The sequence below is a fragment of the Saccharothrix syringae genome (genome assembly GCF_009498035.1).
In the GTDB taxonomy this organism is placed as follows: Bacteria; Actinomycetota; Actinomycetes; order Mycobacteriales; family Pseudonocardiaceae; genus Actinosynnema; species Actinosynnema syringae.
This window is the reverse complement of record NZ_CP034550.1, coordinates 8,430,702-8,452,248: the sequence shown is the minus strand read 5'-3', so window position 1 is coordinate 8,452,248 and position 21,547 is coordinate 8,430,702. Positions and strand designations below refer to the sequence as shown.

At 72.4% G+C, this 21,547-nt stretch carries 17 protein-coding genes; 8 read left to right on the top strand and 9 right to left on the bottom strand.

The window, feature by feature from the left end:
- Together EKG83_RS50060 and EKG83_RS35015 are read left to right on the top strand one after the other, a co-directional pair.
- A complete protein-coding gene (locus EKG83_RS50060) occupies positions 1–480 on the top strand; it encodes an NUDIX hydrolase (RefSeq protein WP_428829925.1) in 480 nt (159 codons plus the stop codon).
- 19 nt (positions 481–499) lie between these two features.
- Positions 500–2,833, top strand: a complete 2,334-nt coding sequence (locus EKG83_RS35015; RefSeq protein WP_051766132.1) for a tetratricopeptide repeat protein — start codon at positions 500–502, stop codon at positions 2,831–2,833.
- On the opposite strand, the gene EKG83_RS35010 is transcribed toward EKG83_RS35015, so the two are convergent.
- The 4 genes from EKG83_RS35010 to EKG83_RS34995 all read right to left on the bottom strand — a co-directional run bounded on the left by EKG83_RS35010 (position 2,824) and on the right by EKG83_RS34995 (position 5,483).
- A complete protein-coding gene (locus tag EKG83_RS35010) occupies positions 2,824–3,252 on the bottom strand; it encodes a peptidoglycan-binding domain-containing protein (RefSeq protein WP_084716570.1) in 429 nt (142 codons plus the stop codon). The genes EKG83_RS35015 and EKG83_RS35010 overlap by 10 nt on opposite strands.
- 209 nt (positions 3,253–3,461) lie before the next feature.
- Complete coding sequence (locus tag EKG83_RS35005; RefSeq protein ID WP_228122969.1) at positions 3,462–4,448, bottom strand: glycoside hydrolase domain-containing protein; 987 nt, start codon at positions 4,446–4,448, stop codon at positions 3,462–3,464.
- A gap of 124 nt (positions 4,449–4,572) precedes the next feature.
- Positions 4,573–4,947 (bottom strand): PH domain-containing protein, encoded by a 375-nt coding sequence (locus EKG83_RS35000; protein ID WP_033431893.1) that lies wholly within the window; start codon positions 4,945–4,947, stop codon positions 4,573–4,575.
- Entirely contained in the window at positions 4,944–5,483 is a 540-nt protein-coding gene (locus EKG83_RS34995) for a DUF4240 domain-containing protein (RefSeq protein ID WP_033431892.1), read from the bottom strand. Before EKG83_RS34995 ends, EKG83_RS35000 begins: the two co-directional genes overlap by 4 nt.
- 112 nt (positions 5,484–5,595) lie before the next feature.
- Between EKG83_RS34995 and EKG83_RS34990 the strand changes: the two genes are divergently transcribed.
- From EKG83_RS34990 to EKG83_RS34970, 5 genes are all read left to right on the top strand, one after another.
- Positions 5,596–8,742, top strand: a complete 3,147-nt coding sequence (locus EKG83_RS34990; RefSeq protein WP_084716568.1) for an FG-GAP-like repeat-containing protein — start codon at positions 5,596–5,598, stop codon at positions 8,740–8,742.
- A gap of 161 nt (positions 8,743–8,903) precedes the next feature.
- Positions 8,904–9,761, top strand: coding sequence for a helix-turn-helix domain-containing protein (locus EKG83_RS34985; RefSeq protein ID WP_084716566.1), 858 nt, complete (start codon positions 8,904–8,906; stop codon positions 9,759–9,761).
- Positions 9,733–9,915: a DUF397 domain-containing protein gene (locus EKG83_RS34980; RefSeq protein WP_033431890.1), complete on the top strand. Its 183-nt coding sequence runs from the start codon at positions 9,733–9,735 to the stop codon at positions 9,913–9,915. The genes EKG83_RS34985 and EKG83_RS34980 overlap by 29 nt, the downstream gene beginning before the upstream one ends.
- A 275-nt stretch (positions 9,916–10,190) precedes the next feature.
- Entirely contained in the window at positions 10,191–13,952 is a 3,762-nt protein-coding gene (locus EKG83_RS34975; protein ID WP_153278654.1) for an nSTAND1 domain-containing NTPase, read from the top strand.
- A 200-nt stretch (positions 13,953–14,152) separates the two neighbouring features.
- On the top strand, positions 14,153–14,608 hold the full coding sequence (locus tag EKG83_RS34970; RefSeq protein WP_033431889.1) for a hypothetical protein: 456 nt from the start codon (positions 14,153–14,155) through the stop codon (positions 14,606–14,608).
- Between the two features lie 63 nt (positions 14,609–14,671).
- On the opposite strand, the gene EKG83_RS34965 is transcribed toward EKG83_RS34970, so the two are convergent.
- The 5 genes from EKG83_RS34965 to EKG83_RS34945 all read right to left on the bottom strand — a co-directional run bounded on the left by EKG83_RS34965 (position 14,672) and on the right by EKG83_RS34945 (position 20,398).
- A complete protein-coding gene (locus tag EKG83_RS34965) occupies positions 14,672–15,664 on the bottom strand; it encodes a TIGR03842 family LLM class F420-dependent oxidoreductase (protein WP_033431888.1) in 993 nt (330 codons plus the stop codon).
- Positions 15,665–15,672: 8 nt separating this feature from the next.
- The gene (gene hydA / locus EKG83_RS34960) at positions 15,673–17,058 is read right to left on the bottom strand and encodes a dihydropyrimidinase (protein WP_033431951.1); all 1,386 of its coding nucleotides are present in this window, start codon (positions 17,056–17,058) and stop codon (positions 15,673–15,675) included.
- Positions 17,055–17,837 carry a nitrilase-related carbon-nitrogen hydrolase gene (locus EKG83_RS34955; RefSeq protein WP_051766126.1) on the bottom strand — a complete coding sequence of 261 codons (783 nt, stop codon included), beginning with the start codon at positions 17,835–17,837 and terminating at the stop codon, positions 17,055–17,057. Before EKG83_RS34955 ends, hydA begins: the two co-directional genes overlap by 4 nt.
- Positions 17,838–17,890: 53 nt before the next feature.
- Positions 17,891–19,393, bottom strand: a complete 1,503-nt coding sequence (locus tag EKG83_RS34950) for an NCS1 family nucleobase:cation symporter-1 (protein ID WP_051766123.1) — start codon at positions 19,391–19,393, stop codon at positions 17,891–17,893.
- A 261-nt stretch (positions 19,394–19,654) separates the two neighbouring features.
- Positions 19,655–20,398 (bottom strand): RDD family protein, encoded by a 744-nt coding sequence (locus tag EKG83_RS34945; protein WP_084716564.1) that lies wholly within the window; start codon positions 20,396–20,398, stop codon positions 19,655–19,657.
- Between the two features lie 144 nt (positions 20,399–20,542).
- Between EKG83_RS34945 and EKG83_RS34940 the strand changes: the two genes are divergently transcribed.
- Positions 20,543–21,517, top strand: coding sequence for a LysR family transcriptional regulator (locus tag EKG83_RS34940; protein WP_033431886.1), 975 nt, complete (start codon positions 20,543–20,545; stop codon positions 21,515–21,517).
- Positions 21,518–21,547 lie beyond the last annotated feature (30 nt).

The window sequence follows — 21,547 nt, the reverse complement described above, 5'->3', positions numbered from 1 at the left end:
GTGCCGGTCACCAGGGTGTCGGCCCGGGTGGTGCTGGTGGACCCCGCCGACCGGGTGCTGCTGTTCGAGGGGTTCGACCCGGCGAAGCCGGACGAGCTGTTCTGGTTCACCGTGGGTGGCGGGGTGGAGCCCGGCGAGGAGCTGCGGGACGCGGCCGTGCGGGAGCTGCTGGAGGAGACCGGGGTGGTGCTGGGCCCGGACGAGCTGGAGGGGCCGCTGTGGAAGCGGCACGCCGTGATCAGCTTCGACGGGGTGACGGTCGCGGCGGTGGAGTGGTTCTTCCTGGCCCGGGTGGGGGACGGGGTGGAGGTGGACACCTCGCGGTTCAACGAGTTGGAGCGGCGGACCATCGTGGGGCACCGGTGGTGGTCGGCTGACGAGCTGGCCGGGGCGGACGCGGTGGTGTACCCGGTGCAGTTCGCCGAGGTGCTGCCCGGGGCGCTGGGCGGGTGGGACGGGACCACCCGGTCGATCCGCTGATTTTCGCTACCGTGGGTCCATGACGGACCGGCCGACCGTGCACAACGCCCTGTCCGGCGAGATCGGCAGCGCGGTGCAGGTCGGGCACGCGGGCGTGGTGAACCTCTTCGGGCCTGCGCCGATCGCGGCCGGGCCGCTGGGCACGCCGGTGGGGGAGTGCTCACCGTTCGACCTGGAGGTGCACCGGACCGCCGGCACCGGGTTGCCGACCTACGTGCCGCGCCCGCACGACGAGGTGCTGCGGCAGGTCGTGGACGTCGTAGTGGGTGGTGGTAGCGCGATCGTCGTGCTGGTCGGGGGATCGTCGACCGGCAAGACGCGGGCGTGCTGGGAGGCCGTGCGGCGGTTGCCGGCGCACTGGCGGCTGTGGCACCCGATCAGCCCCGGTCGGCCGGAGGCCGTGCTGGCCGACCTCGACCGGGTCGGGCCGCACACCGTGCTGTGGCTCAACGAGGCCCAGCACTACCTGCTGCCGGGCGCCGGGGAGCGGGTGGCCGCCGCGGTTCGGGAGCTGCTGCGCGACCCCGGCCGGGGGCCGGTGCTCGTGCTGGCGACGCTGTGGCCGGAGTACTGGGCAACCCTGGTCACCCGGCCGTTGTCCGGGGTTGAGGACCCGCACGCGCAGGCTCGTGAGCTGCTGGTGCAGGCGGGTGTCCGGGTGCCGGACGAGTTCACCGCGGCCGACGTCGCGGTGGCGCGCGGGTCGGGTGACCCGCTGTTGGCCGAGGCGGTCGAGCGGGCGGCCGATCGGCAGGTGGCCCAGTACCTGGCCGGTGCGCCTGCCTTGCTGGAGCGGTACCGCACCGCGCCGCCCGCTGCCGCGGCGGTCATCGACGCGGCGATGGACGCCCGGCGGCTGGGGCACGGGGTGGTGCTCTCGCGCGCGTTGCTGGAGGCCGCGGCGCCGGGGTACCTCAGCGACTCCCAGTGGGGCAGGCTCGGGGACGACTGGTTCGACGCCGCGCTGGGGCACTGCCTGGCGTTGTCGCACGCGGGGGTGAGCCCGCTGGTGCGGGTCCGGCCGCGGCCGGGGCAGGCCGGTGGGGGCTTCCGGTTGGAGGACTACCTGGAGGAGACCGGGCGGTGGGAGCGGTACGCCGTCGTCCCCCCGGCGTCGCTGTGGGACGCGTTGGTCGAGCACGCGCCCGCCGAGGACCTGCCCGGTCTCGCGCAGGAGGCCGAGCGGCGCGGGTACTTCCGCTTCGCCTTCCTGCTGCACCGCCGGTCCGGGGACGCGGCGGCCGTGGCGCGGTTGCTGGAGCGGATCGGGCGCGCCGGGGAGGCCGAGAACTGGTACGACCGCGCGGTCCGGGCGGGCGACCCGGGTGCCCTGCGCCGGGCGGCGCGGCGGGCGGGGGCCGTGGACGAGGCGCTGGGGCACTACCGGCGGGCCGCCGGGGCCGGTGACTTCGTCGCCGAGCGGCTGCTGGTCGAGCTGCTGGTCCGGGAGAAGCGGGTGCCGGAGGCGATCGACTGGCTCACGCCCCGTGCGCGGGACGGGGTGGGGTTCAGCGCGCGGCTGCTGGAGCGGTTGCGCTCGTGGGTGTCCGGGGAGACGTCGGTGGAGGTCGTCGAGGTGGTGCGCCGCACCGGCGACGACGGGGAACCGCCGGTGCCCGATGACGAGGACGTCCCGGTCGACCGCGTGGCCGCCGAAGCCAGGGTGCTGGTCGGCGCGGGTCGGGTGGTGGACGCCGTTGCACTGCTGCGCGGTTACGCGGAGGAGCGGGACATCTCACCGGAGCGCCTGATCGCCCACCTCATGGTGGAGGGCCTGCGGCCGGACGAGGCCGTCACGTGGTTCGAGCGCGCCGTCGCGGCGGGTGACCGGGACGCGGTCGGGTCCTGCGCGCGGGCGCTGGCGGCCCACCGGGGTTTCGAGGCGGCGGCGGTGTGGCTGCTCGGGCAGGACATCCCGGACAACCCGGCGGACCTGCGGTACGCGGCCGGGCTGATGGAGGCGACGGACCGGCTCTCCGACGCGGTGGACCTGTACCTGCGCGCGGTCGACCGCGACGACGAGGCGCTGCGCAGGGTTTCCGGGATCGCCGTGCGCGCGGGGCGGGCCGACGAGGTGGGCGCCTGCCTGGTCCGGCTCGCGGAGGCCGGGGACACGACCGCGATGCGCACGGCGGCCCTGCTGCTCGACGAGGTGGGGCGGGCGGAGGAGGCCGCCGCGTGGTACCTGCGGTACGCGGAGGTCGGGCCCCGGTGCGGCCTGGAGGTGATCGCCCGACTGCTGGTGAAGGCCGGGCGGTCGGACGAGGCGGACCGGTTGCCGCACTACGGGCTGGAGCCCGGTGGTGTGGTGGCGCGGCCCTGGTCGGCCGCGCCACCGCACGATCAGCGGTAGCGGCCGCAGGCCAGGGGGAAGGACTCGGTGTAGATGAACTTCATCGCGTTGCGGGTGTTCGGGCCGTAGACGCCGTCGGCGGTGGTGCCGATGTAGCGCTGCACGGCCTTGAGCGCCTTTTCGGTGTTCGCGCCGAAATTGTTGTCGATGTCCAGCGGGTACACGCCGGCGTTGCGGACCTGCGTTTCGTAGCACTCGTTCAGGGTGCCCTGGAGCTGCGAGACCGCCTGGCTCACGTTGCCCCGCTGGGTGGTGCAGCTCTTCGAGCCGTCCGAGGCCGCCGGCACCCAGACCTGGCCGGTAGGACCGCTGTGGGCGACCGACTTCGTGCACACCCCGACCGCGGAGGCCGACGGGACCGCCACGCCCATCATCCCCACCGCGAGAATTGCCGCAGTGCCCAGAACCCGCTTCAGCATGAAAAGGACTCCCAAGAATTCCCCGGAGCGCGCCGAAATGGGCGGCGCTCATTTGCGGGGCAAGTCAACATCGGGCGCCCCGGGGCGTCAAGATCTTGACTTCTCCTCACTTTTCAGCGTAAGGGGGTCGTTGGTTGGTCTGTTCGGGGTATCGATCGGTGGGCTTTTCGTCGGCAGCGGGAGGCGGCGGGGGTCGGCGGCGGCGGGAATCAGCAGCGGGAGTCGGTGTTCACGGCGTCCTCGCGGGCGCGGCGGTCCCGCTCCTCCGTGACGGCCTTGGCGATGCGGCCCAGGTCGGCGTCGCCGAGCCGGGGGATCGCGTCGATCAGGCCCGGCAGCAGCGCCGCCGCCAGCGCCTCCTCGTTCCCGTTGGCCGCGAGGCGCCGGATCAGCTCGTAGCCGTAGTTGTGCAGGTTCAGCAGCCAGGTCTGCGCGGGGGCGTAGAACTCGCCGTCCGGGGACAGCTGCTTGCTCCACACCACGCCGCCCAGTGCCTCGTTCGCGATCGAGGCCGTGTCGTTGGCCCGGTTCGCCGCGTCGATGAGGGCGTGCAGCACCGCCCGGTAGGCGGCGTTCTCGATCTCCGACAGGCTGGGCATCCCGTCCTCCGTGTGTTGGCCCCAGTCCTCCTGGAGCACGTCGTTGACGTCGGCGGCGATCCCGTTGACGTAGACGGTGCCGACGCGCTGGTAGAGGTGGCGGCCGGGGAACAGGCGCACGGGGGTGCCGGACCAGGCCCGGCACTGCCAGTACCAGTCGCACAGCCCGTCGCCGGAGACGGCCTGGCACACGTCGTGCTCGCCGTACACCCCGACCAGGCCGGGGTACCCGCCGGCGGCGTCGCGGGCCCCGCGGATGTAGTCGCGCGCCAACTGGAACTCGGCCTCGGTCACGACGTCCTGGTCGACCGCCATGTAGATGGGGCGCTCCGGGGGGAACCCGATCGCGTTGGCGTGGTCGCGGGCGCGGCGGTAGTTGGCGGCACCCGCCCCCCAGCCGCCGCGCCAGTCGGTGGTGTAGTGCTCGAACACCAGCGCCATGCCGAGGCCGTGGTTGGTGAAGTCGTCCAGTTCCGCCCTGGTGGTGCACTTGAGGTAATCGGGGAAGCCGATGTAGCGCACGGCTCCCGCGTAGCCGGCCTGCCTGATCGCGGCGGCTCCGGGAAAGCCCGCCGAGTAGTCGAGCACTTCGGCCATGGACACCTGCCTTCCCCATTTTCACAGTAGTGTGCCCGGGGGGCAGGCGGGGGAAACCTCGATGGGTGTCGAAAGTAATCCAGTAGGGGTGCCGTGGAATATTCCAACGGCCTGCTCCACTATTTCAGAGCACGAACGTCGCGATCATCTGGCCGAGCAGCCGGACGTCGGCGTGGCCCTTGAACTCCAGGCGCACCTGCCCCAGGCCGCTGAACCACAGGTCCAGCTCCGCGTCCATGTCGAACGTGCCCGCGGTCTCGATGGAGAACGCCTGCACGCGGCTGTAGGGCAGCGACGTGAAGTCCTTCTTGCGCCCGGTCATGCCCTGGACGTTCACCGCGATGACCCGCTTGTTGGTGAACACGACGAAGTCGCGCACGGTCTTGAAGCACGACACGATCTGCTCGCCCTGGATGAGGATCGGCGCCACCTGCGACGCGATGTCCTCGGGGCGGCACGGCGCCAGCTTGAAGACGGACTGCTTCTCGAAGTCGATCACGCGTTCGACGGTACCTCCGAGTCCGGCCAGCCGGCGGGGTTCGAGCCCGATTCCCGGGAGATCCCCGACCCGGTCTCCGGGAAGTCCCCGAACCGGTCGGCGTGCAGGTGGGCGAACAGGTAGCACAGGCCCTCGGCCTCGGCGTCCGCGACGGCCACCCGCGGGTCGCGCGCCACGGCCTCGTAGAACTCCCGCCCGAGCGCCACGACGAAGCCGCGCGCGTAGAGGAAGCCGTCGTCCGAGCCGTCGGTGACCTCGTGCACGTCCTCGCGGTCGATCTCGTGCAGCTTGCGCTCGACCACGCGGTCCAGCGCGGTCAGCTCCTGGGAGGACAGGTCCTCGGCGGCGGCGCGCAGGTCGGCCAGCACCCGGTCCAGGTGCTCTTCGAGCTGGGCGGCCTCGTCGAAGCCCTCCTCGGCCGGGTCGCGCCCGGCCAGCGCGCGGCGCAGACCGTCGACCTCGGGGCCGCGCCCGGCCCAGGCGTCGTCCAGCATGGCCCAGAAGCGGGCCTCGTCGGCAGCGGTGGGAAGGATCATGGGCGCACCATAGCGACGGGGTACGACAAACGGCGTCCCCCGCGCGAGCCACACCGAACTGTCCACCACGCGGGGACGCCCCGCGGCCCGCCGCGCCCATAGCGTCCCCCGCATGAGGAAAGTGCTCGCCGTGTTGACGGCCCTGGCGTCCGCCCTGGCGGTCGTCGGGACAACGACCGGCCCCGCTTCGGCCGCGGGTCTCGACCTGTGGCCCGTGATCACCTGCAACCTCCAGGGCGCCACCTCCGGCAACGACAGCAAGTGGACCACCACGGTGGTCGACTACGCGCGGGCCGCGGAGATCGTCGCGCTCCAGGAGGCGGGTCCGACCCCGCCGGGGCAGCACATCGGCAACATCCCGATCATCCCCGGCGCGCCCGGCAACTCCGGCTTCGTCCAGTACCACCGGTGGAACGTGCGCGAGGGGTACGAGGTCTACTTCCTGCAGACCGACCAGAACGGCGGCGGCTACCAGGGTGGCCGCAACAACCTCGCCCTGGTCACCCAGCGCCCGGCGGACGAGGTCACCATCGTGGTCAACCCGGTCCAGGACGGCCGCAACGCCCTGGGCGTGCGCTTCGGCGACAACTGGTACTTCACCTACCACGCCCTCTCCAGCCGCACCGGCCAGGGCGGTCGCGACGCCCAGCCCATGACGCAGGCGATCGCCAACTTCGTGAACAACCAGGGGCCGGGCCGGACGTGGACCGTGCTCGGCGACTTCAACCGCGAGCCCGGCACCTTCCCCCTGCCGCCGCAGTCCCGGATCTACAACTCGGGCCTGCCGACCCACCAGAGCGGCGGGGAGCTGGACTACGCGGTCTCCTCGGACAACGTCCAGGACCTCCCGGTCCAGCGGCTGCCCGGGTCGAGCCCCGACCACTACGCGGTGGCGATCGGCACGATGCGCGCGGCGGCCCAGCCGCAGGAGCTGCGCATCCTGCCGTTCGGCGACTCGATCACCTTCGGCGCGGGCAGCACGACCGCCGCGTACCGGGGGCCGCTGTGGGAGCAGCTGCGGCGGCAGACGAACACCACGGTGAGCTACGTCGGCTCCCAGCACTACGGGAACATCCCGGACAACGACAACGAGGGCCACCCCGGCTGGAAGATCAACGACCTCATCGGCATCACGGACTCCGTGATGGACACCTACAAGCCCAACGTGGTGCTGCTGCACATCGGCACCAACGACATGAACGAGGCCGTCGACCCGGCCGGCGCACCCGACCGGCTGGGCACCCTGATGGACCGGATCTTCGCCAAGCAGCCGGACGTGACGCTGGTCGTCTCCACCCTCGTCCCGTCGGCCCACCCCGACACCGGGCCGCGCGTCTCGGCCTTCAACGGCAGCCTGCCCCAGGAGGTCTACGAGCGGCGGGCCCAGGGCCGGAAGGCGTGGCTGGTCGACAGCTGGTCGGCGCTGGACCCCGGGGCCGACCTGGCCGACTTCCTGCACCCCAACGACAGCGGCTACCGCAAGATGAGCCACGTCTTCTACGAGGGCATCGAGGCCGCCGAGTGGGCCGGCTGGATCACCCCGCCGCCGACCCAGCCGGGCGGGGGCACCGGCGGCCCGGTCCGGGGCTGGATCCCGCAGGAGGTCATCGCGGGCGGCACCATGGCGCCCGGCTCCTACCCCGGCGACCTGTCCCTGGGCGGTGACGAGCGGATCCACTACGCCGACTTCGACGGTGACGGCAGGCCGGACTTCGTCGCCGCGCGCGACACCGGCACGGCCGCGGTGTGGCGCAACGGCGGCGCCAACTCCGACGGCACCGTCGCCTGGTCCTTCTGGCGCACCTTCACGACGGGCATCCCGCTGGGCGGCGCCTACCGCTGGGAGTTCGGCGACGTCTTCGGCAACGACGGCCGCGCCGACTGGATCACGATCACCTCGAACCTGGACGGCGGCGAGTTCCGGGACTCGCTGTGGGTGACCCAGAACCCCGGGCTGCGCAGCCACGGCCCCTTCGCCGGACCCCCGGTGTCGTTGAACGTCAACCACCGCTTCGCCGACGTCGACGGTGACGGCTCGGCCGACTGGTTGCAGGTCCACCCGGACAGCTCGGTCCGGGTCGCGCTGAGCACCCCCGGCGCGGCCAACCCGTGGACCTCGCAGACGCAGGTGATCGCCGGCGGCGTCGGCCAGCCGGGCGGCACCGTGCGCTTCGCCGACCTCAACGGCGACGGCCGGGCCGACTACCTGACCGCCGCCGCCGACGGCACGGTCCAGGCGTGGCTCAACGGCGGCCCCAAGGCCGGGGGCGGCGACTGGTACTGGCAGCCGCTGGGCACCATCTCCACCGGCCTGCGCGCGGCCAACAGCCAGCTCAAGTTCGTCGACCTCGACGGCGACCGCCGGGCAGACCTCCTCGACGTCAACCCCGTCACCGGCGAGACCTGGCTGTGGCGCAACGGCGGCCAGCCGGGCGGCACCGGCTGGACCTGGCAGCAGCGGGGCCCGATCACGGGCGGCAACTCCAGCCGGGTCGTCTACGCCGACGTCAACGGCGACGGCCGGGCCGACTACCTCCAGGTCAACGCGGACAGCTCGGTCCAGGCGTGGGTCAACGGCGGTCCGAAGCCGGAGGGCGGTGACTGGGCCTGGTTCCCGCAGGGCACCATCGCGGGCGGCGTCGGCCAGCCGGGCGGCAACGTGCGGTTCACCGACCTCAACGGCGACGGCCGGGCCGACTACGTGGTGGTCAACGCCAACAGTTCGGTCCAGGCGTGGCTCAACGGCGGTCCCAAGCCCGAGGGCGGTGACTGGATCTGGTTCCCGCAGGGCACCATCGCGGGCGGCGTCGGAGCGGCGGGCGCCAACATCCGGCTGGCCGACCTCAACGCCGACGGGCGGGCCGACTACGTGCTCGTCAACGACAACAGCTCGGTCCAGGCGTGGGTCAACGGCGGACCCAAGCCGGAGGGCGGTGACTGGTACTGGGTGCCGCAGGGCACCATCGCCGGCGGTGTCGGGGCGGCGGGCCGCAACGTCCGCTTCGCCGACCTCACCGGGGACCGCCGCGCCGACTACCTGGTCCTGCACGACAACAGCTCGGTCGACATGTGGACCAACGGCGGACCCAAGCCCGAGGGCGGCGACTGGTACTGGGCGCCGCAGGGCACCATCGCCAGCGGCGTCCTCGCCCCCGGCAGCCAGATCCAGTTCGCGGACCTGAACGCCGACCGCCGCGAGGACTACCTCGACGTCAACCCCAGGACCGGTTCCACCCGGGCCTGGATCAACTTCGGCTGACCGGAGCAGTCCCGACTTCGGACCATTGTTGCGCTCGCGCAACAATGGTCCGAAGTCAATTGTAGAGATCGGGGTTGCCCGCCGGTACACCTCTGACCTCATGGGGTGAAATAATGGCCTCTTGCTGGAACCTCCTGGTCAAACACCCCTAGCGTGCCCGTATGGAATCACGTGCGTCCAATGCGCTCAGTCGGGAACTGGGGGACGCCCTCCGTCGGGCCCGTCGCAGTTCCGCCGTCGGCTTCAACGCCCTCGCCGAGGAATTGGGCTGGTCGCCGGGGAAGATATCCAAACTGGAACGCGGGATGCGCGGCACCAGTCCGCTGGACATCGCCCGCTACGTCGGCAGCCTCCACGCCGACCAGGCCACCTTCGACCACATCATGGAGCTGGCCCGTGAGCTGAACACGGGCCACCTGGTAAGGAAGCACGAACTCGCCATGCCCGACAACCTGCGCGCCCTCATCCTGCACGAGCAGAGTGCCACGGTGATCTGGGCATACGAGATCATTGACATACCCGGACTCCTTCAGACCGAGGACTACGCCCGCGCACTGATGGAGGCGACGGTCGGTGAACACCGCGTGGCCGAGCGCATGATCCGACAGCGGATCTTCAACCGACCCCTGCCTCCCGAGGGACGTTTCTTCATCCTCGAATCGGCGCTGCACCACATGGTGGGTGGTCCGCAGGTGATGTACGAGCAGATGCTGCAACTGCTGTTCCGCGGCGGGGTGAGGCTGGTGAGCCTCACGATTCAACTGCCCGCATCGCTGCTCTCGGCCTTCACCTTCATGACCTTCGCCGACCACTCACCCGTCTCGTACGCCGAGACAGGGCCGGTGTCGGTGTTCTCGGACGACATCGAGACCACCGACCGATTCCGGCGGGCGTGCAAGGACCTCGACCGGGTGGCGCTGAGTGAGGAACAATCGCGGTCGGTGTTCGCCAGGTGGGCGAACCGCTACGACCGACTGCGGGAGGAACAGCGTGAGTTCGGAGGCGAGGCGCTGGCGTAAGAGCAGCTACAGCGGCGGGGCCAACACCAACTGCGTGGAGGTGGCGTTCGCGTCGGAGGCGGTCGGCGTGCGGGACTCGAAGAACACCGCCCCGCGCCTGGCCTTCACCCCGACCTCGTGGCGCGCCTTCCTCGGTGGGCTGCCGCGGCGCTGATCCCGGATCAAGAACGCCTTCCCCGCCCGGACCCGGGCGGGGAAGGCGTTCTTCCCCCCTGTGGCAACTCCTCCCGCGTCGACCTGTCCCCCCCATGGCGGTTCTCGGCGGTCGGAGGTGGAATCGGGTGAACCGGCCACCGAAGCCTCCCTGACCTGGTAGTTGTTCGGTAGCGTCAACGCCCTTGAACAACGATGTTCGGCGCGGAAGGGGGAGCCAGGACGCCGCGCCGGACATGAACATGAATAATATTTCACCACGGGGGGTGGTGGATCGTGCCACGTCCGGAGTCGCCGTTGGACCCGGCGGCGGGGGTGGTCCAGGGATTCGCCGCAGAATTGCGGGAATTGCGCCGGCAGGCGGGCGGGCTGACCTATCGGGGGCTTTCCCAGCGGTGCGGGTTGTCGGTGGCGACGTTGTCGTCGGCGGCGGCCGGACGGCGGTTGCCGACGCTGGCCACCACGCTCGCCTACGTGCGGGCGTGCGGCGGTGACGAGCAGGAGTGGACGGCCAGGTGGCGGGTCGCCTCGGCCGCGGTCGCCGGGCAGGGGGACGCCGGGTCGGCCGGCGGTCCCGGGCGGGCGCCCTATCGCGGGATGGCCGGTTTCCGGACCGAGGACGCGGACCTCTTCTTCGGCCGCGGGCGGCTGGTCGCCGACGTGGTGGCGCGGGTGTCCGGCCACCCGGTGACCGCGGTGCTGGGCGCGTCCGGGGCGGGGAAGTCGTCGCTGCTCGCGGCCGGGGTGCTGCCCGCGCTGGCCGCCGCCGGGGCCGGGGTCCGACCGCTGGTCATGACGCCCGGCGAGGACCCGTGGGCCGCCCTGGCCGCCGTCCTGCCCGACGCCGGGGAACCCGCCGACGCCCTGGCCGCGCTGCACGACACCGTCGACGGCCTGCCCGACGGCTCCGCGCTGCTGCTCGTCGTCGACCAGTTCGAGGAGCTGTTCACCGCCTGCGACCCGGACGAGCGGCTGCGCTTCACCGACGAGGTCCTGGCGCTCGCGCGGCGGCCGGACGGGTGCTTCCGGCTGCTGTTCAGCGTGCGGGCCGACTTCTACGGGCACTGCGCCGAGCACGCCGGCCTGGCCGCGGTGCTGCGGGAGAACCAGGTGCTGGTCGGCCCGATGGACGCCGAGGAGCTGCGCGAGGCGGTGAGCCGCCCGGCGGCGGCCGTGGGCCTGTCGGTGGAGCGGGCGTTGCTGGCCACCGTCGTCAACGAGGCCAAGGGGCAGGCCGGCGTGCTGCCGCTGCTGTCCCACGCGCTGCTGGAGACGTGGCGGCGGCGGCGCGGTGACGTGCTCACCCTCGCCGGGTTCACCGCGGCCGGCGGTCTCGACGGCGCCGTCGTGCAGACCGCGGAGGCGGCCTACCACTCGCTCGCCGCGCACCAGCGCGGCCTGGCCGCCGAACTGCTGCTGAGGCTCGTCGCCGTCGAGGAGGGCGGCGCGGCCACCCGGCGCCACGTGCCGCTGGCCGAGCTGCGCGCAGTGGCCCGGGACGCGGAGCTGGTCCTCGCCCGGCTCGCCGACGCCCGCCTGCTCACCGTCGACGGCGACGTCGTCTCGCTGGCGCACGACGCGGTGCTGACCGCCTGGCCGAGGCTGCGCGGCTGGATCGACGAGGGCCGCGCGGCGCTGCGCGCCCACCGGCGGATCGCCGAGGCGGCCCGGACCTGGGTGGAGAACGGGCGCGACCCGTCCGCGCTGGTCACCGGGGTGCGGCTGGAGGTCATGCGGTCGCAGGCCGGCCCGGTGTCGGACACCCTGCGGCTGAGCGCGGTGGAGCGGGAGTTCCTGGACGAGAGCGTCGCCCGCGCCCGGCGCGAGCGGGCGACCCGGCGCCGGGGCGTCCGGCGGCTGCGCGTGCTGGCGGTCCTCGCCGTCGTGGGCACGCTCGTGGCGGGCGTGCTCGCGGCGATGGCGGGTGCGGCGCGCACGGAGGCGCTGCGCGCCCGCGACACCGCGCTGTCCCGGCAGATCGCGCTGACCGCCCAGAAGCTCCGGGAGACCGACCCGGCCCTGGCCGCGCAGCTCTCCGTGGCCGGCTACCGGGTCGCGCGGACCACCGAGGCCAGGTCGGCCCTGCTGGAGTACTCCTCGGTGCCCGTCCCGGTCCGCTACCCGGGCGGCGCCGGGCCGATCGCCCTGGCCACGTCCGCCCACGGCGGCCTGACCGCGGTGAGCGACGCCACCGACGGCACGGTGCGGCTGCTGACCGGGACGGGCCGGCGGCTCACCCGCGCCGGCACCATCCCGCCCGTCGCCCCGGACGCGAAGGTGTACGCGCTCGCGCTCTCGCCCGACGACCGCCTCCTGGCGGTCGGTGACACGCTGGCGCGCGTGGTGCTGTGGGACGTGTCCGACCCGCACGTGCCGCGGCAGCTCGCCGTCCTGACCGACGGCCCGGCCGGGCCCGTCCAGCGGCTGGACATCGACCCCACCGGCCGCGAGCTGGCCGCCGCCGGCGACGACGGGGTGGTCCGGTGGGCCGTGGACCAGCCGCGCAACCCCCGGCGGCTGGCCCACCTGCCGTCCACCAGCCCCGTGCGCACGGTCACCTACGACGCCACGGGCGACAGGCTGGCGTTCGGCACCGACGCGGGCACGGTCCACCTGTGGCGCACCACCGGCACCGCCGGGCAGGTCGCCGTGCTGCGCTCCGGTGAGCTGACGGTGCCCGCGATCGCGTTCGCCCCGGACGGCGGCGCCCTGGTCACCGGCTCGCACGACCGCGCGCTGCGGGTGTGGCGCGACTCGTCGTCACCGTCGCCCGAGGCGGACGTGGTGCTGCCCGGCCTGTTCAACTTCCAGGTGACCACGGTGGCCTTCAGCCCCGACGGCCGCCACCTCGCCGCGGGCAGCTCCGACTCCACGATCCGGGTGCTGGACACCGCGACCTGGGCGACCGCGCGCACGCTGCCCCACCCCGACGTGGTCACGTGGGCCGAGTTCACCGACGACGGCGCGACCCTGGCGTCGGTCGCCACCGACGGCGCCCTGCGCGAGTGGGCGCTGTCGGAGGTGTTCCCCCGGCGGATGTCCGCGCCGATCGGCGACACCACCTTCAGCCGGGACGGCAGGTGGCTCGCGGTCTTCGCCGAGGGCGGCCTGGCCACCTGGGACACCTCCGGGTGGGTGCCCGGCACGCGGATCGACGACCCGTCGCTGAGCGGCGCGGGCGCCATCTCGTCGGACGGCGGCCTGCTGGCCGCCGGCACCTTCGGCGGTGACGTGGTGCTGTACTCCGGAGGCGGGTCCGTGACGCTGCCCGGCGGGGACCGGCCGGTCACGGCGGTGGCGTTCCAGCCGAACGGGCCGCTGCTGGCCGTGGCGGGGCGCGACGCGGTCGTGCGCGTCTGGGACGTCGGGGACCCGCGCCGGCCGCGGCTGCGCTCGACGATCCAGGAGGCGCGCGGCGCGGTGCTGGACCTGGACTGGCACCCGTCGGGCGCGTACCTGGCGGCGGCCAGCGCGGACGGCCACGCCTACCTGCTCGACGTGACGAATCCGGACGCGCTGCGCGGGCGTGCCCAACTGGACGGGCTCACCAGCTACGCCTACAGCGCGGTGTTCAACCCCGGCGGGACGCTGCTGGCGGTCGGCGGGGTCGACGGGACCGCGGTGCTGTGGGACGTCGGCGACCCGGGTGCGCCGCGCCGGTTGGGGCAGCCGATCACCGGCGCCACCGGGCGGATCATCGAACTGTCGTTCCACCCGACCAGGCCGCTGCTCTCCGCCGCGGTGATCGACGGGACCACCTGGCTGTGGGACGTGCACGACCCCCTGCGGCCCGAGCGCGTCGCGGTCCTGGCGGCCGGCGGTTCGCCGCTCGACGCGGCCGCGTTCCACCCCCGGGAGGATTTGCTGGTGGCCGGGGGCGGGGATCGGGTCGTGCGGTTCTGGCGGACCGATGAAGAGGCTGTTATCGCCGACATCTGCCGCAATACGGGTGCCCCGATCACGTCGCACGAGTGGAGCACCTACCTGCCGGACCTGCCTTATGAGCCGCCTTGCCGGGAGGACGGGGCGCCGAGCTGACCGGAAGGCGGTCGGACTTGACGAAAATTGCTCCGCGGAATTCCGCTGCGCTGTTCGCCGGAGTGGTCGGCATACCAGCGGGCGTCTGTTCTTCCGGGCTGGGCGGTTATTCTGGAAGAACACCGCCACAGCGCCGTTGTCGTCCCTGCGGGAGGTCCTCCATGCTTTTTCGCTTTTTAGCGCGCGCGGCCGGTGTGCTGGTGTTGCTCACCGGGATGGTGGTGGTGTCGGTCGGCACGGCCAACGCCTGCACCTGCCCCTCCCAGGACACCGAGGCGAAGCGCTACGCGCGGGTCGACCACGTGTTCACCGGCGTCGTGCTCGCCGAGGTCCCCGACATGGGGGACCCGAACGTGTCCGGCGACGACAAGTACCTCTACATGATCAGGGTCGGCACCGAGTACAAGGGTGACGTGCCCGTCGGGGTCGTCACGGTCGAGACCCCGGTCCACAGCACGGTGTGCGGCACCAGGCTGGGCGTCGGGTACGACTACCTGCTGTTCGTCTTCCGGCTCGGCGACTCGTTCCGGACCTACTCCTGCAACGGGAACCGCCTCGCGTCCGGAGGCCCCCCGGTCACCGGCCCCACCGCGACCTCCGCCGGGACGGCCGTCGCCGCCGGTGCCACGTCGCCCTGCGCGGCCCAGGCGGTGTGAGGACACCCCGAGCGCCGACCGGGTGCGCCGGTCCCCGGGCGGTCCGGGGACCGGCGCACGCCGTCACACCCGCCCGATCACCTCGGCCCCGTAGGCGGCCAGCGTCTTGTCCTTCTCGTCGTGCATCAGGTACAGCGCGAAGTTGTCCACGCCGATCCCCGCCAGTTCCGCCAACCGCTCCACGTGCGCCGAAGCGGGCCCGACCAGGCAGAACCGGTCCACGATCGAGTCCGGCACGAAATCGGTCGACCGGTTGCCCGCCCGGCCGTGGTGGCTGTAGTCGTAGCCCTCGCGGTCCTTGATGTAGTCCGTCAGCGCCTTGGGCACCGCGCCCGAGTCGCCGTACCGGGCGACCAGGTCCGCCACGTGGTTGCCGACCATCCCGCCGAACCAGCGGAGCTGGTCGCGCTGGTGCGGCAGGTCGTCGCCGACGTACGCGGGTGCCGCCACGCACATCGTGATCGCCGCCGGGTCGCGCCCGGCCGCCACCGCCGCCTCCCGCACCGCGCCGATCGTCCACCGGGCGATGTCCGGGTCGGCGGTCTGGAGGATGAACCCGTCGGCCTGCTCGCCGACCATCCGCAGCGCGCGGGGCCCGTAGGCGGCCATCCAGATCTCCAGCTTCCCGTCGCGCACCCACGGGATGCGGACCGGCGTGCCGTGGTGCTCGACCTCCCGGCCCTCGGCCAGCTCCTTGATCACCGTCATGGCCCGGCCCAGGGTGGCCAGCGACGCGGGCGGCTGCCCGATCACCCGGCGCGCGGAGTCGCCCCGGCCGATGCCGCACACCGTGCGGTTGCCGAACATGTCGTTGAGGGTGGCGAACAGCGACGCGGTCACCGACCAGTCCCGGGTGCTCGGGTTGGTCACCATCGGGCCCACCACCAGCGACGACGTCGCCGCCAGCACCTGGGAGTAGATGACGAACGGCTCCTGCCACAGCACGCACGAGTCGAACGTCCAGCCGTGGCGGAACCCGTTGCCCTCGGCCGCCTCGAACCCCTTCACCACGTCCCGCGCGGGCGGGTCGGTCTGCAGCACCACACCGAAGTCCACAGCGCCTCCTAGACCAGGTACTGGTTCAGCTCGCGGGACAGGAACCGGCCGTGCCCGGTCGACCCCCGGTAACCGGAGCCGTCCACGATGACACGACCGCGGGACAGCACGGTGTCGACCTTTCCGGTGATTTCCATGCCCTCGTACGCGGAGTAGTCGACGTTCATGTGGTGCGTGGCCGCCGAGATGACCTGCGTGGCGCGCGGGTCGTACACCACGACGTCGGCGTCCGCGCCGGGCGCGATGACGCCCTTGCGCGGGTGCAGGCCGAACATCCGGGCGGGCGTGGTGGAGCTGATCTCCACCCACCGCTCCAGGCTGATCTCGCCCTTGACCACGCCCTGGTGCAGCAGGTCCACCCGGTGCTCCACGCCCGGCATCCCGTTGGGGATCTTGGCGAAGTCGCCGCGCCCCAGCTCCTTCTGGTCCTTGAAGCAGAACGGGCAGTGGTCGGTCGACACCACCGACAGGTCGTTGGTGCGCAGGCCGCGCCACAGCTCCGACTGGTGCTCCTTGGGCCGCAGCGGGGGAGAGGCGACGTACTTCGCGCCCTCGAAGCCCGGCCGCGCCAGGTCCTCCAGCGACAGGTACAGGTACTGCGGGCACGTCTCGGCGAACACGTTCTGCCCGGTGTCGCGCGCCTCGGCCACCGCGTCCAGCGCCTGGGCGGCGGACAGGTGCACGATGTAGAGCGGCGAGCCGGTGACCTTCGCCAGCGCGATGGCGCGCGAGGTGGCCTCGCCCTCCAGCTCGGGCGGCCGGGTCAGGCCGTGCTCGACCGGGTCGGTGCGGCCCCGCGCGAGCGCCTGCGCCACGAGCTGGTCGATCGCGATGCCGTTCTCCGCATGCATCATGATCGTCGAGCCGGTCTCCCGGGCCTTCTGCATGGCGCGCAGGATCTCGCCGTCGGTGGCGTAGAAGACGCCGGGGTAGGCCATGAACATCTTGAAGGTGTTCACGCCCGCGGCGACGCAGGACTCCATCTCCTTCAACGAGGTCTCGTTGACGTCGGAGACGATCATGTGGAACCCGTAGTCGACCGCGCAGCTGCCCTCGGCCTTCTGGTGCCACGTGTCCAGGGCGGCCAGCAGCGAGGTGCCCTTGGTCTGCACGGCGAAGTCGATGATCGTGGTGGTGCCGCCCCACGCGGCGGCGACCGTGCCGGTCTCGAAGGTGTCGGCGGAGGAGGTGCCGCCGAACGGCATCTCCATGTGGGTGTGCGCGTCGACGCCGCCGGGGATGACGTACTTGTCGGTGGCGTCGACGACCCGGTCGGCCTCCAGCGGGAAGCCGGGCGCGAGCAGCGCGGCGATCCGCTCGCCGTCCACCAGCACGTCGGCCCGCACGGCACCGGTGGCGTTGACGACCGTGCCGCCCTTGATGAGGATGCTCACGGCTGCACCAGCCCCTGGTAGGTGTCCGGGCGCCGGTCGCGGTAGAACGCCCACAGGTCGCGGACCTCGGCCAGCAGGTCCATGTCCAGGTCCCGGACCACGATTTCCTCCTCGGTGTCCGAGGCCGCCTCGCCCACGAGCTGCCCGCGCGGGTCGGCGAAGTAGGACTGGCCGTAGAACTCGTTGTCCCCCAGCGGTTCCACGCCGACGCGGTTGATCGTGCCCACGTAGTACTCGTTGGCGACGGCCGCCGACGTCTGCTCCAGCCGCCACAGGTACTCCGACAGGCCGCGGCTGGTCGCGGACGGGTTGAACACGATCTGCGCGCCGTTCAGGCCCAGCATCCGCCAGCCCTCGGGGAAGTGCCGCTCGTAGCAGATGTAGACGCCGACCTTGCCCACGGCGGTGTCGAACACCGGGTAGCCGAGGTTGCCGGGCTTGAAGTAGAACTTCTCCCAGAACCCCTTGACCTGCGGGATGTGGTTCTTGCGGTGCTTGCCGAGGTAGGTGCCGTCGGCGTCGATCACGGCGGCGGTGTTGTAGTAGACGCCGGGCTGCTCCTGCTCGTACACCGGCACGACGAGCACGACGCCGTTCTCCTCGGCCACCCGGCACATCAGCTCGGTGGTCGGCCCGTCCGGGACGCCCTCGGTGTAGGAGTAGTAGTCGGCGTCCTGGACCTGGCAGAAGTACGGCCCGTAGAACAGCTCCTGGAGGCACACCACCTGCGCGCCCTGCGACGCCGCGGAGCGGATCGCCTCGACCGCGTTGGCGATCATCGAATCCTTGTCGCCGGTCCACCTCTGCTGGACCAGACCTGCCCGGACGATGCTCACGCGTTCTCCCTCCGTGGCGCCAGCGCCAGGTAGACGAGCAGGCCGACGACCAGGCCGACGACCCAGTTGTAGTCGTAGAGCGGTTTGAGGGGCGGGATCAGGCCGTCGGCCGGGAACGGCCCGCCGTGCGCGCCGCCGACGGCCAGCAGCGAACCGGCCGCGGTGGCCACCACCGCGCGCGGGTTCCAGCCCGCCCGGAACCAGTAGGCGCCGCGCCCGGACAGGTAGAGGTCGGTCAGGTCGAGGTTCGTGCGGGCGAGCACCCAGTAGCCGGCGATGAACACGCCCGCCACGGACGCCAGCAGGCCGCCGTAGAAGCCCAGCCACGCGAAGATGTAGATGTTCGGGTCGGAGATCAGCCGCCACGGCTGGATGACGACGCCGACCACGCCGGTGATCAGGCCGCCGACCGCGAAGCTGATCCGCTTCGGGAAGGCGTTGGAGAAGTCGTAGGACGGGCTGACCACGTTGGCCGCGAGGTTCGCCGAGACCGTCGCCAGCACCAGCGACACCAGGGCCACCAGCACGACGGAGGTCGAGTCGAAGCGGCTGGCCAGCTCCGCCGGGTCCCAGATCGCCTCGCCGTAGAGCGCCATCGCGCCGGAGGTGGTCAGGATGGCCACGATCGCGATGAACGACATGGTGGTGGGCAGGCCCAGCAGCTGGCCGACCACCTGCTTGCGCTGGCTGCCGCCGAACCGGGTGAAGTCGGGCATGTTCAGCGACAGCGTCGACCAGAACGCGATCATGCCCATCAGCGCCGGGAAGAACACCTGCCAGAACTCCGCGCCCCAGCCCAGCCGCGACGGCTCGGCCAGGATCGGCCCGAACCCGCCCGCCTTGACCGCCACGTAGCCCAGCAGCACCAGGAAGCCGACGCTGACCAGCGGCGCGGTCCAGTTCTCGAACCGCCGGACGGCCTCCATGCCCCGCCAGATGATCAGCATCTGCACCACCCAGAAGGCCAGGAAGCACAGCCACAGCGTCCACACCTGGCCCAGCACGACCGGCGCGTGCACCCAGCCGTCGCCGGCGAGCCTGCCGACGATCACGTGCAGCGCCTTGCCGCCCACCCACGTCTGGATGCCGAACCACGCGCACGCGATGAACGCCCGCAGCAGCGCCACCAGGTTCGCGCCGCGCACCCCGTAGAAGGCGCGGGCGAACACCGGGAAGGGGATGCCGTACTTGGTGCCGGCGTGGCTGTTGAGCAGCATCGGGATCAACACGATCAGGTTGCCCAGGGTGATGGTCAGGAACGCCTGGAGCCAGTCCATCCCCAGCGCCACCAGGGACGCGGCGAGCGTGTAGCTGGGGATGTTGTGCGCCATGCCCATCCACAGGGCGAAGAAGTTGTAGGTCGTCCAGGTGCGCTCGCGCAGCGGCACCGGGGCCAGTTCCGGGTTGTAGTGCGGGCTGTCCGCGATCGGGGTGTGGTCGCGCAGTTCGACGCGGCCGTCGGGGGCCGCTGTGACCTGCGTTGCGGGGTCTAGGACCATGCGATTACTCCCCTGTTACGCTCGTGGAACACCCTTCGGACGGGCGATTCGGCGCCTTTTCCATCCCGGCATCCTCCGGTCGGGCTACGCGGTTGGGCAGTGTCAGAGTGTCCACGCTTGGCATGATCAGCGCACAACTTGCCCGTTGCGGGCGCGCGGTGCCCGGCCCGGCGCGCGGACCACGCCCGAACGCGCGACACCGCTCCCGGCCGGTGGTGGCCGGGAGCGGTGTCGCGCGTTCGGGTTGCCGAGGCGGTTGCGCTATCGGGGCGGTCGCGGCCCCTCGCGGCCGGGGCCGAAGCGGTCCCGCAGCGCCAACCCCTGCTCCAGCACCCGGCCCGGCGCGCGCTGCGCCAGCGCCCACGCGCCCGAGTCCCGGACGGCGGCGAGCTTGGCCGCCCAGTCCACCGGCTGGACCACGGTGCCGGCCCTGCGGTCGTGCCAGCACCGGGGGCCGCGCAGCGCCAGGCACTCCACGCACGACAGCACCACCAGCGCCGACCCCAGCAGCACCAGCGGCACGTCGAGGTCGAGCACCCCGGCGATCAGCACCGCCCACCCGGCACCCGGCAGCAGCACGGTCAGCGCCGAGCGGGTGAGCGCGCGTGCCGGCCCGATCCGCCGCGAGCCGTCGACGGGCACGACGGACAGCGAGGTGATCGCCTTGCCCAGGGTGCGCCCCAGCCACGCGTGGGCGACGAAGTCGTAGGCGGCGACGACCAGGACCTGCGCGACCACGACGGCCACCACCGTGGCGACCGCGGTGCCCCAGACCTCGGCCAGGCCGGCGCCCGCGCTGTCGCCCGCGTCGCCCCACCGCAGGGTGAGCAGGCCCAGCACGCTGTCGTCGACCACCGAGGCGGCGCTGAACGCCGCGCTGTGCTGGAGGTGGCCGAGGCCGACCAACCACAGCGGCGAGGTGAGCACCAGCGGGAGGAGCCAGTCGACCAGTCGGGCGACCCAGCGGCGGCCGAGGTGCCGCGGTGGTGCGGGCTGTAGTGCCATGAATACCCCCCGTATTCGGATGGCCGAACAATAGTGCGGTGCGTAATCGGAGCGGTCCGTAAAAATACGGAACGCGACCCTCCTGTTCGGGTGATGGTCGCCAGGCGGTCGACTGCTCGTTGCCGGTGTCCTACCTTCGGTCGGATGAAGCTCGAACTGCGCCACCTGCGCGTCGTCTGCGCCATCGCGGACGCCGGCAGCCTCTCCAAGGCGGCCTCGGTGCTGGGCCTCGCCCAGCCCGCCCTGACCGCGCAGCTCCACCGGATCGAGGCGCTGCTCGGCGGCAGGCTGTTCGAGCGCGACCACAAGGGTGCCCGGCCCACCCCGCTGGGCGAGCTGGTGCTGGAGCGGGCGCGCGTGCTGCTGCCGGCGTTCTCCCGCCTCCAGGAGGACGCGCTGCGCCTGGTCGACGACGGCGAGCCCGGCGAGCGCCACCGGGTGGGCGCGGTCAACGGCCCGATGCTCGGCGGCCTGGTGCACCGGCTGACCGAGGAGCACCCCGGCTCGCCCGTGTCCACCCAGGTGTCGTGGTCCAACGACGAGCTGGCGGCCATGGTCGCCGCGGGCCGGCTCGACTACGTGCTGGTCGGGGTGTGCGGCGACGCGCCGCCGCCCGCCGACCACGGGCTGACCTGGAGCGTGATCGCGGTCGAGCCGGTGTTCGTGCTGGTGCCCGAGGACCACCCGAGCGCGCTGCTGGAGGAGGTGGACCTGGCGGCGCTGGCGGACACCCAGTGGGCGGCGGTGCCCGGCGACGGGTGCTTCGGCGACTGCTTCGTGGCCGCGTGCAGCCGGGCCGGGTTCACGCCGCGCACCCTGTACGAGGTGGACATGGCCGCGTGCATCGACCTGGCCGCCGGGGGTGACGCGGTGGTGCTGTGCCAGCCGACGTTCCGCCACACCCCGGGCCTGGTCACCATGCCGCTGGCGGGCGTGCCGCTGCGCTGGCGGCACCTCATCGGCTGGGACCCCGAGGGGCCGGCCGCCGCGTTCGGGCCGCAGGTGCTCCGCTACGCCGCCGAGGCGTACCGGGAGACCGCCGAGCGCAGCGCCCGCTACGCGTCCTGGTTGGCGGCGCACCCGGAGTTCGGCACGGTCGGACATCACGCGAACGTGTGAAGGGCCATCACGCCGTCTTATGACCAAAGC

Bases quoted from the DNA above. Each gene is read 5' to 3' on its own strand.
- EKG83_RS35015 (WP_051766132.1), top strand. From the start codon at position 500: ATGACGGACCGGCCGACCGTGCACAACGCCCTGTCCGGCGAGATCGGC.
- EKG83_RS35010 (WP_084716570.1), bottom strand. From the start codon at position 3,252: ATGCTGAAGCGGGTTCTGGGCACTGCGGCAATTCTCGCGGTGGGGATG.
- EKG83_RS35005 (WP_228122969.1), bottom strand. From the start codon at position 4,448: ATGGCCGAAGTGCTCGACTACTCGGCGGGCTTTCCCGGAGCCGCCGCG.
- EKG83_RS34995 (WP_033431892.1), bottom strand. From the start codon at position 5,483: ATGATCCTTCCCACCGCTGCCGACGAGGCCCGCTTCTGGGCCATGCTG.
- EKG83_RS34990 (WP_084716568.1), top strand. From the start codon at position 5,596: ATGAGGAAAGTGCTCGCCGTGTTGACGGCCCTGGCGTCCGCCCTGGCG.
- EKG83_RS34985 (WP_084716566.1), top strand. From the start codon at position 8,904: ATGGAATCACGTGCGTCCAATGCGCTCAGTCGGGAACTGGGGGACGCC.
- EKG83_RS34955 (WP_051766126.1), bottom strand. From the start codon at position 17,837: ATGATCGCCAACGCGGTCGAGGCGATCCGCTCCGCGGCGTCGCAGGGC.
- EKG83_RS34950 (WP_051766123.1), bottom strand. From the start codon at position 19,393: ATGGTCCTAGACCCCGCAACGCAGGTCACAGCGGCCCCCGACGGCCGC.
- EKG83_RS34945 (WP_084716564.1), bottom strand. From the start codon at position 20,398: ATGGCACTACAGCCCGCACCACCGCGGCACCTCGGCCGCCGCTGGGTC.
- EKG83_RS34940 (WP_033431886.1), top strand. From the start codon at position 20,543: ATGAAGCTCGAACTGCGCCACCTGCGCGTCGTCTGCGCCATCGCGGAC.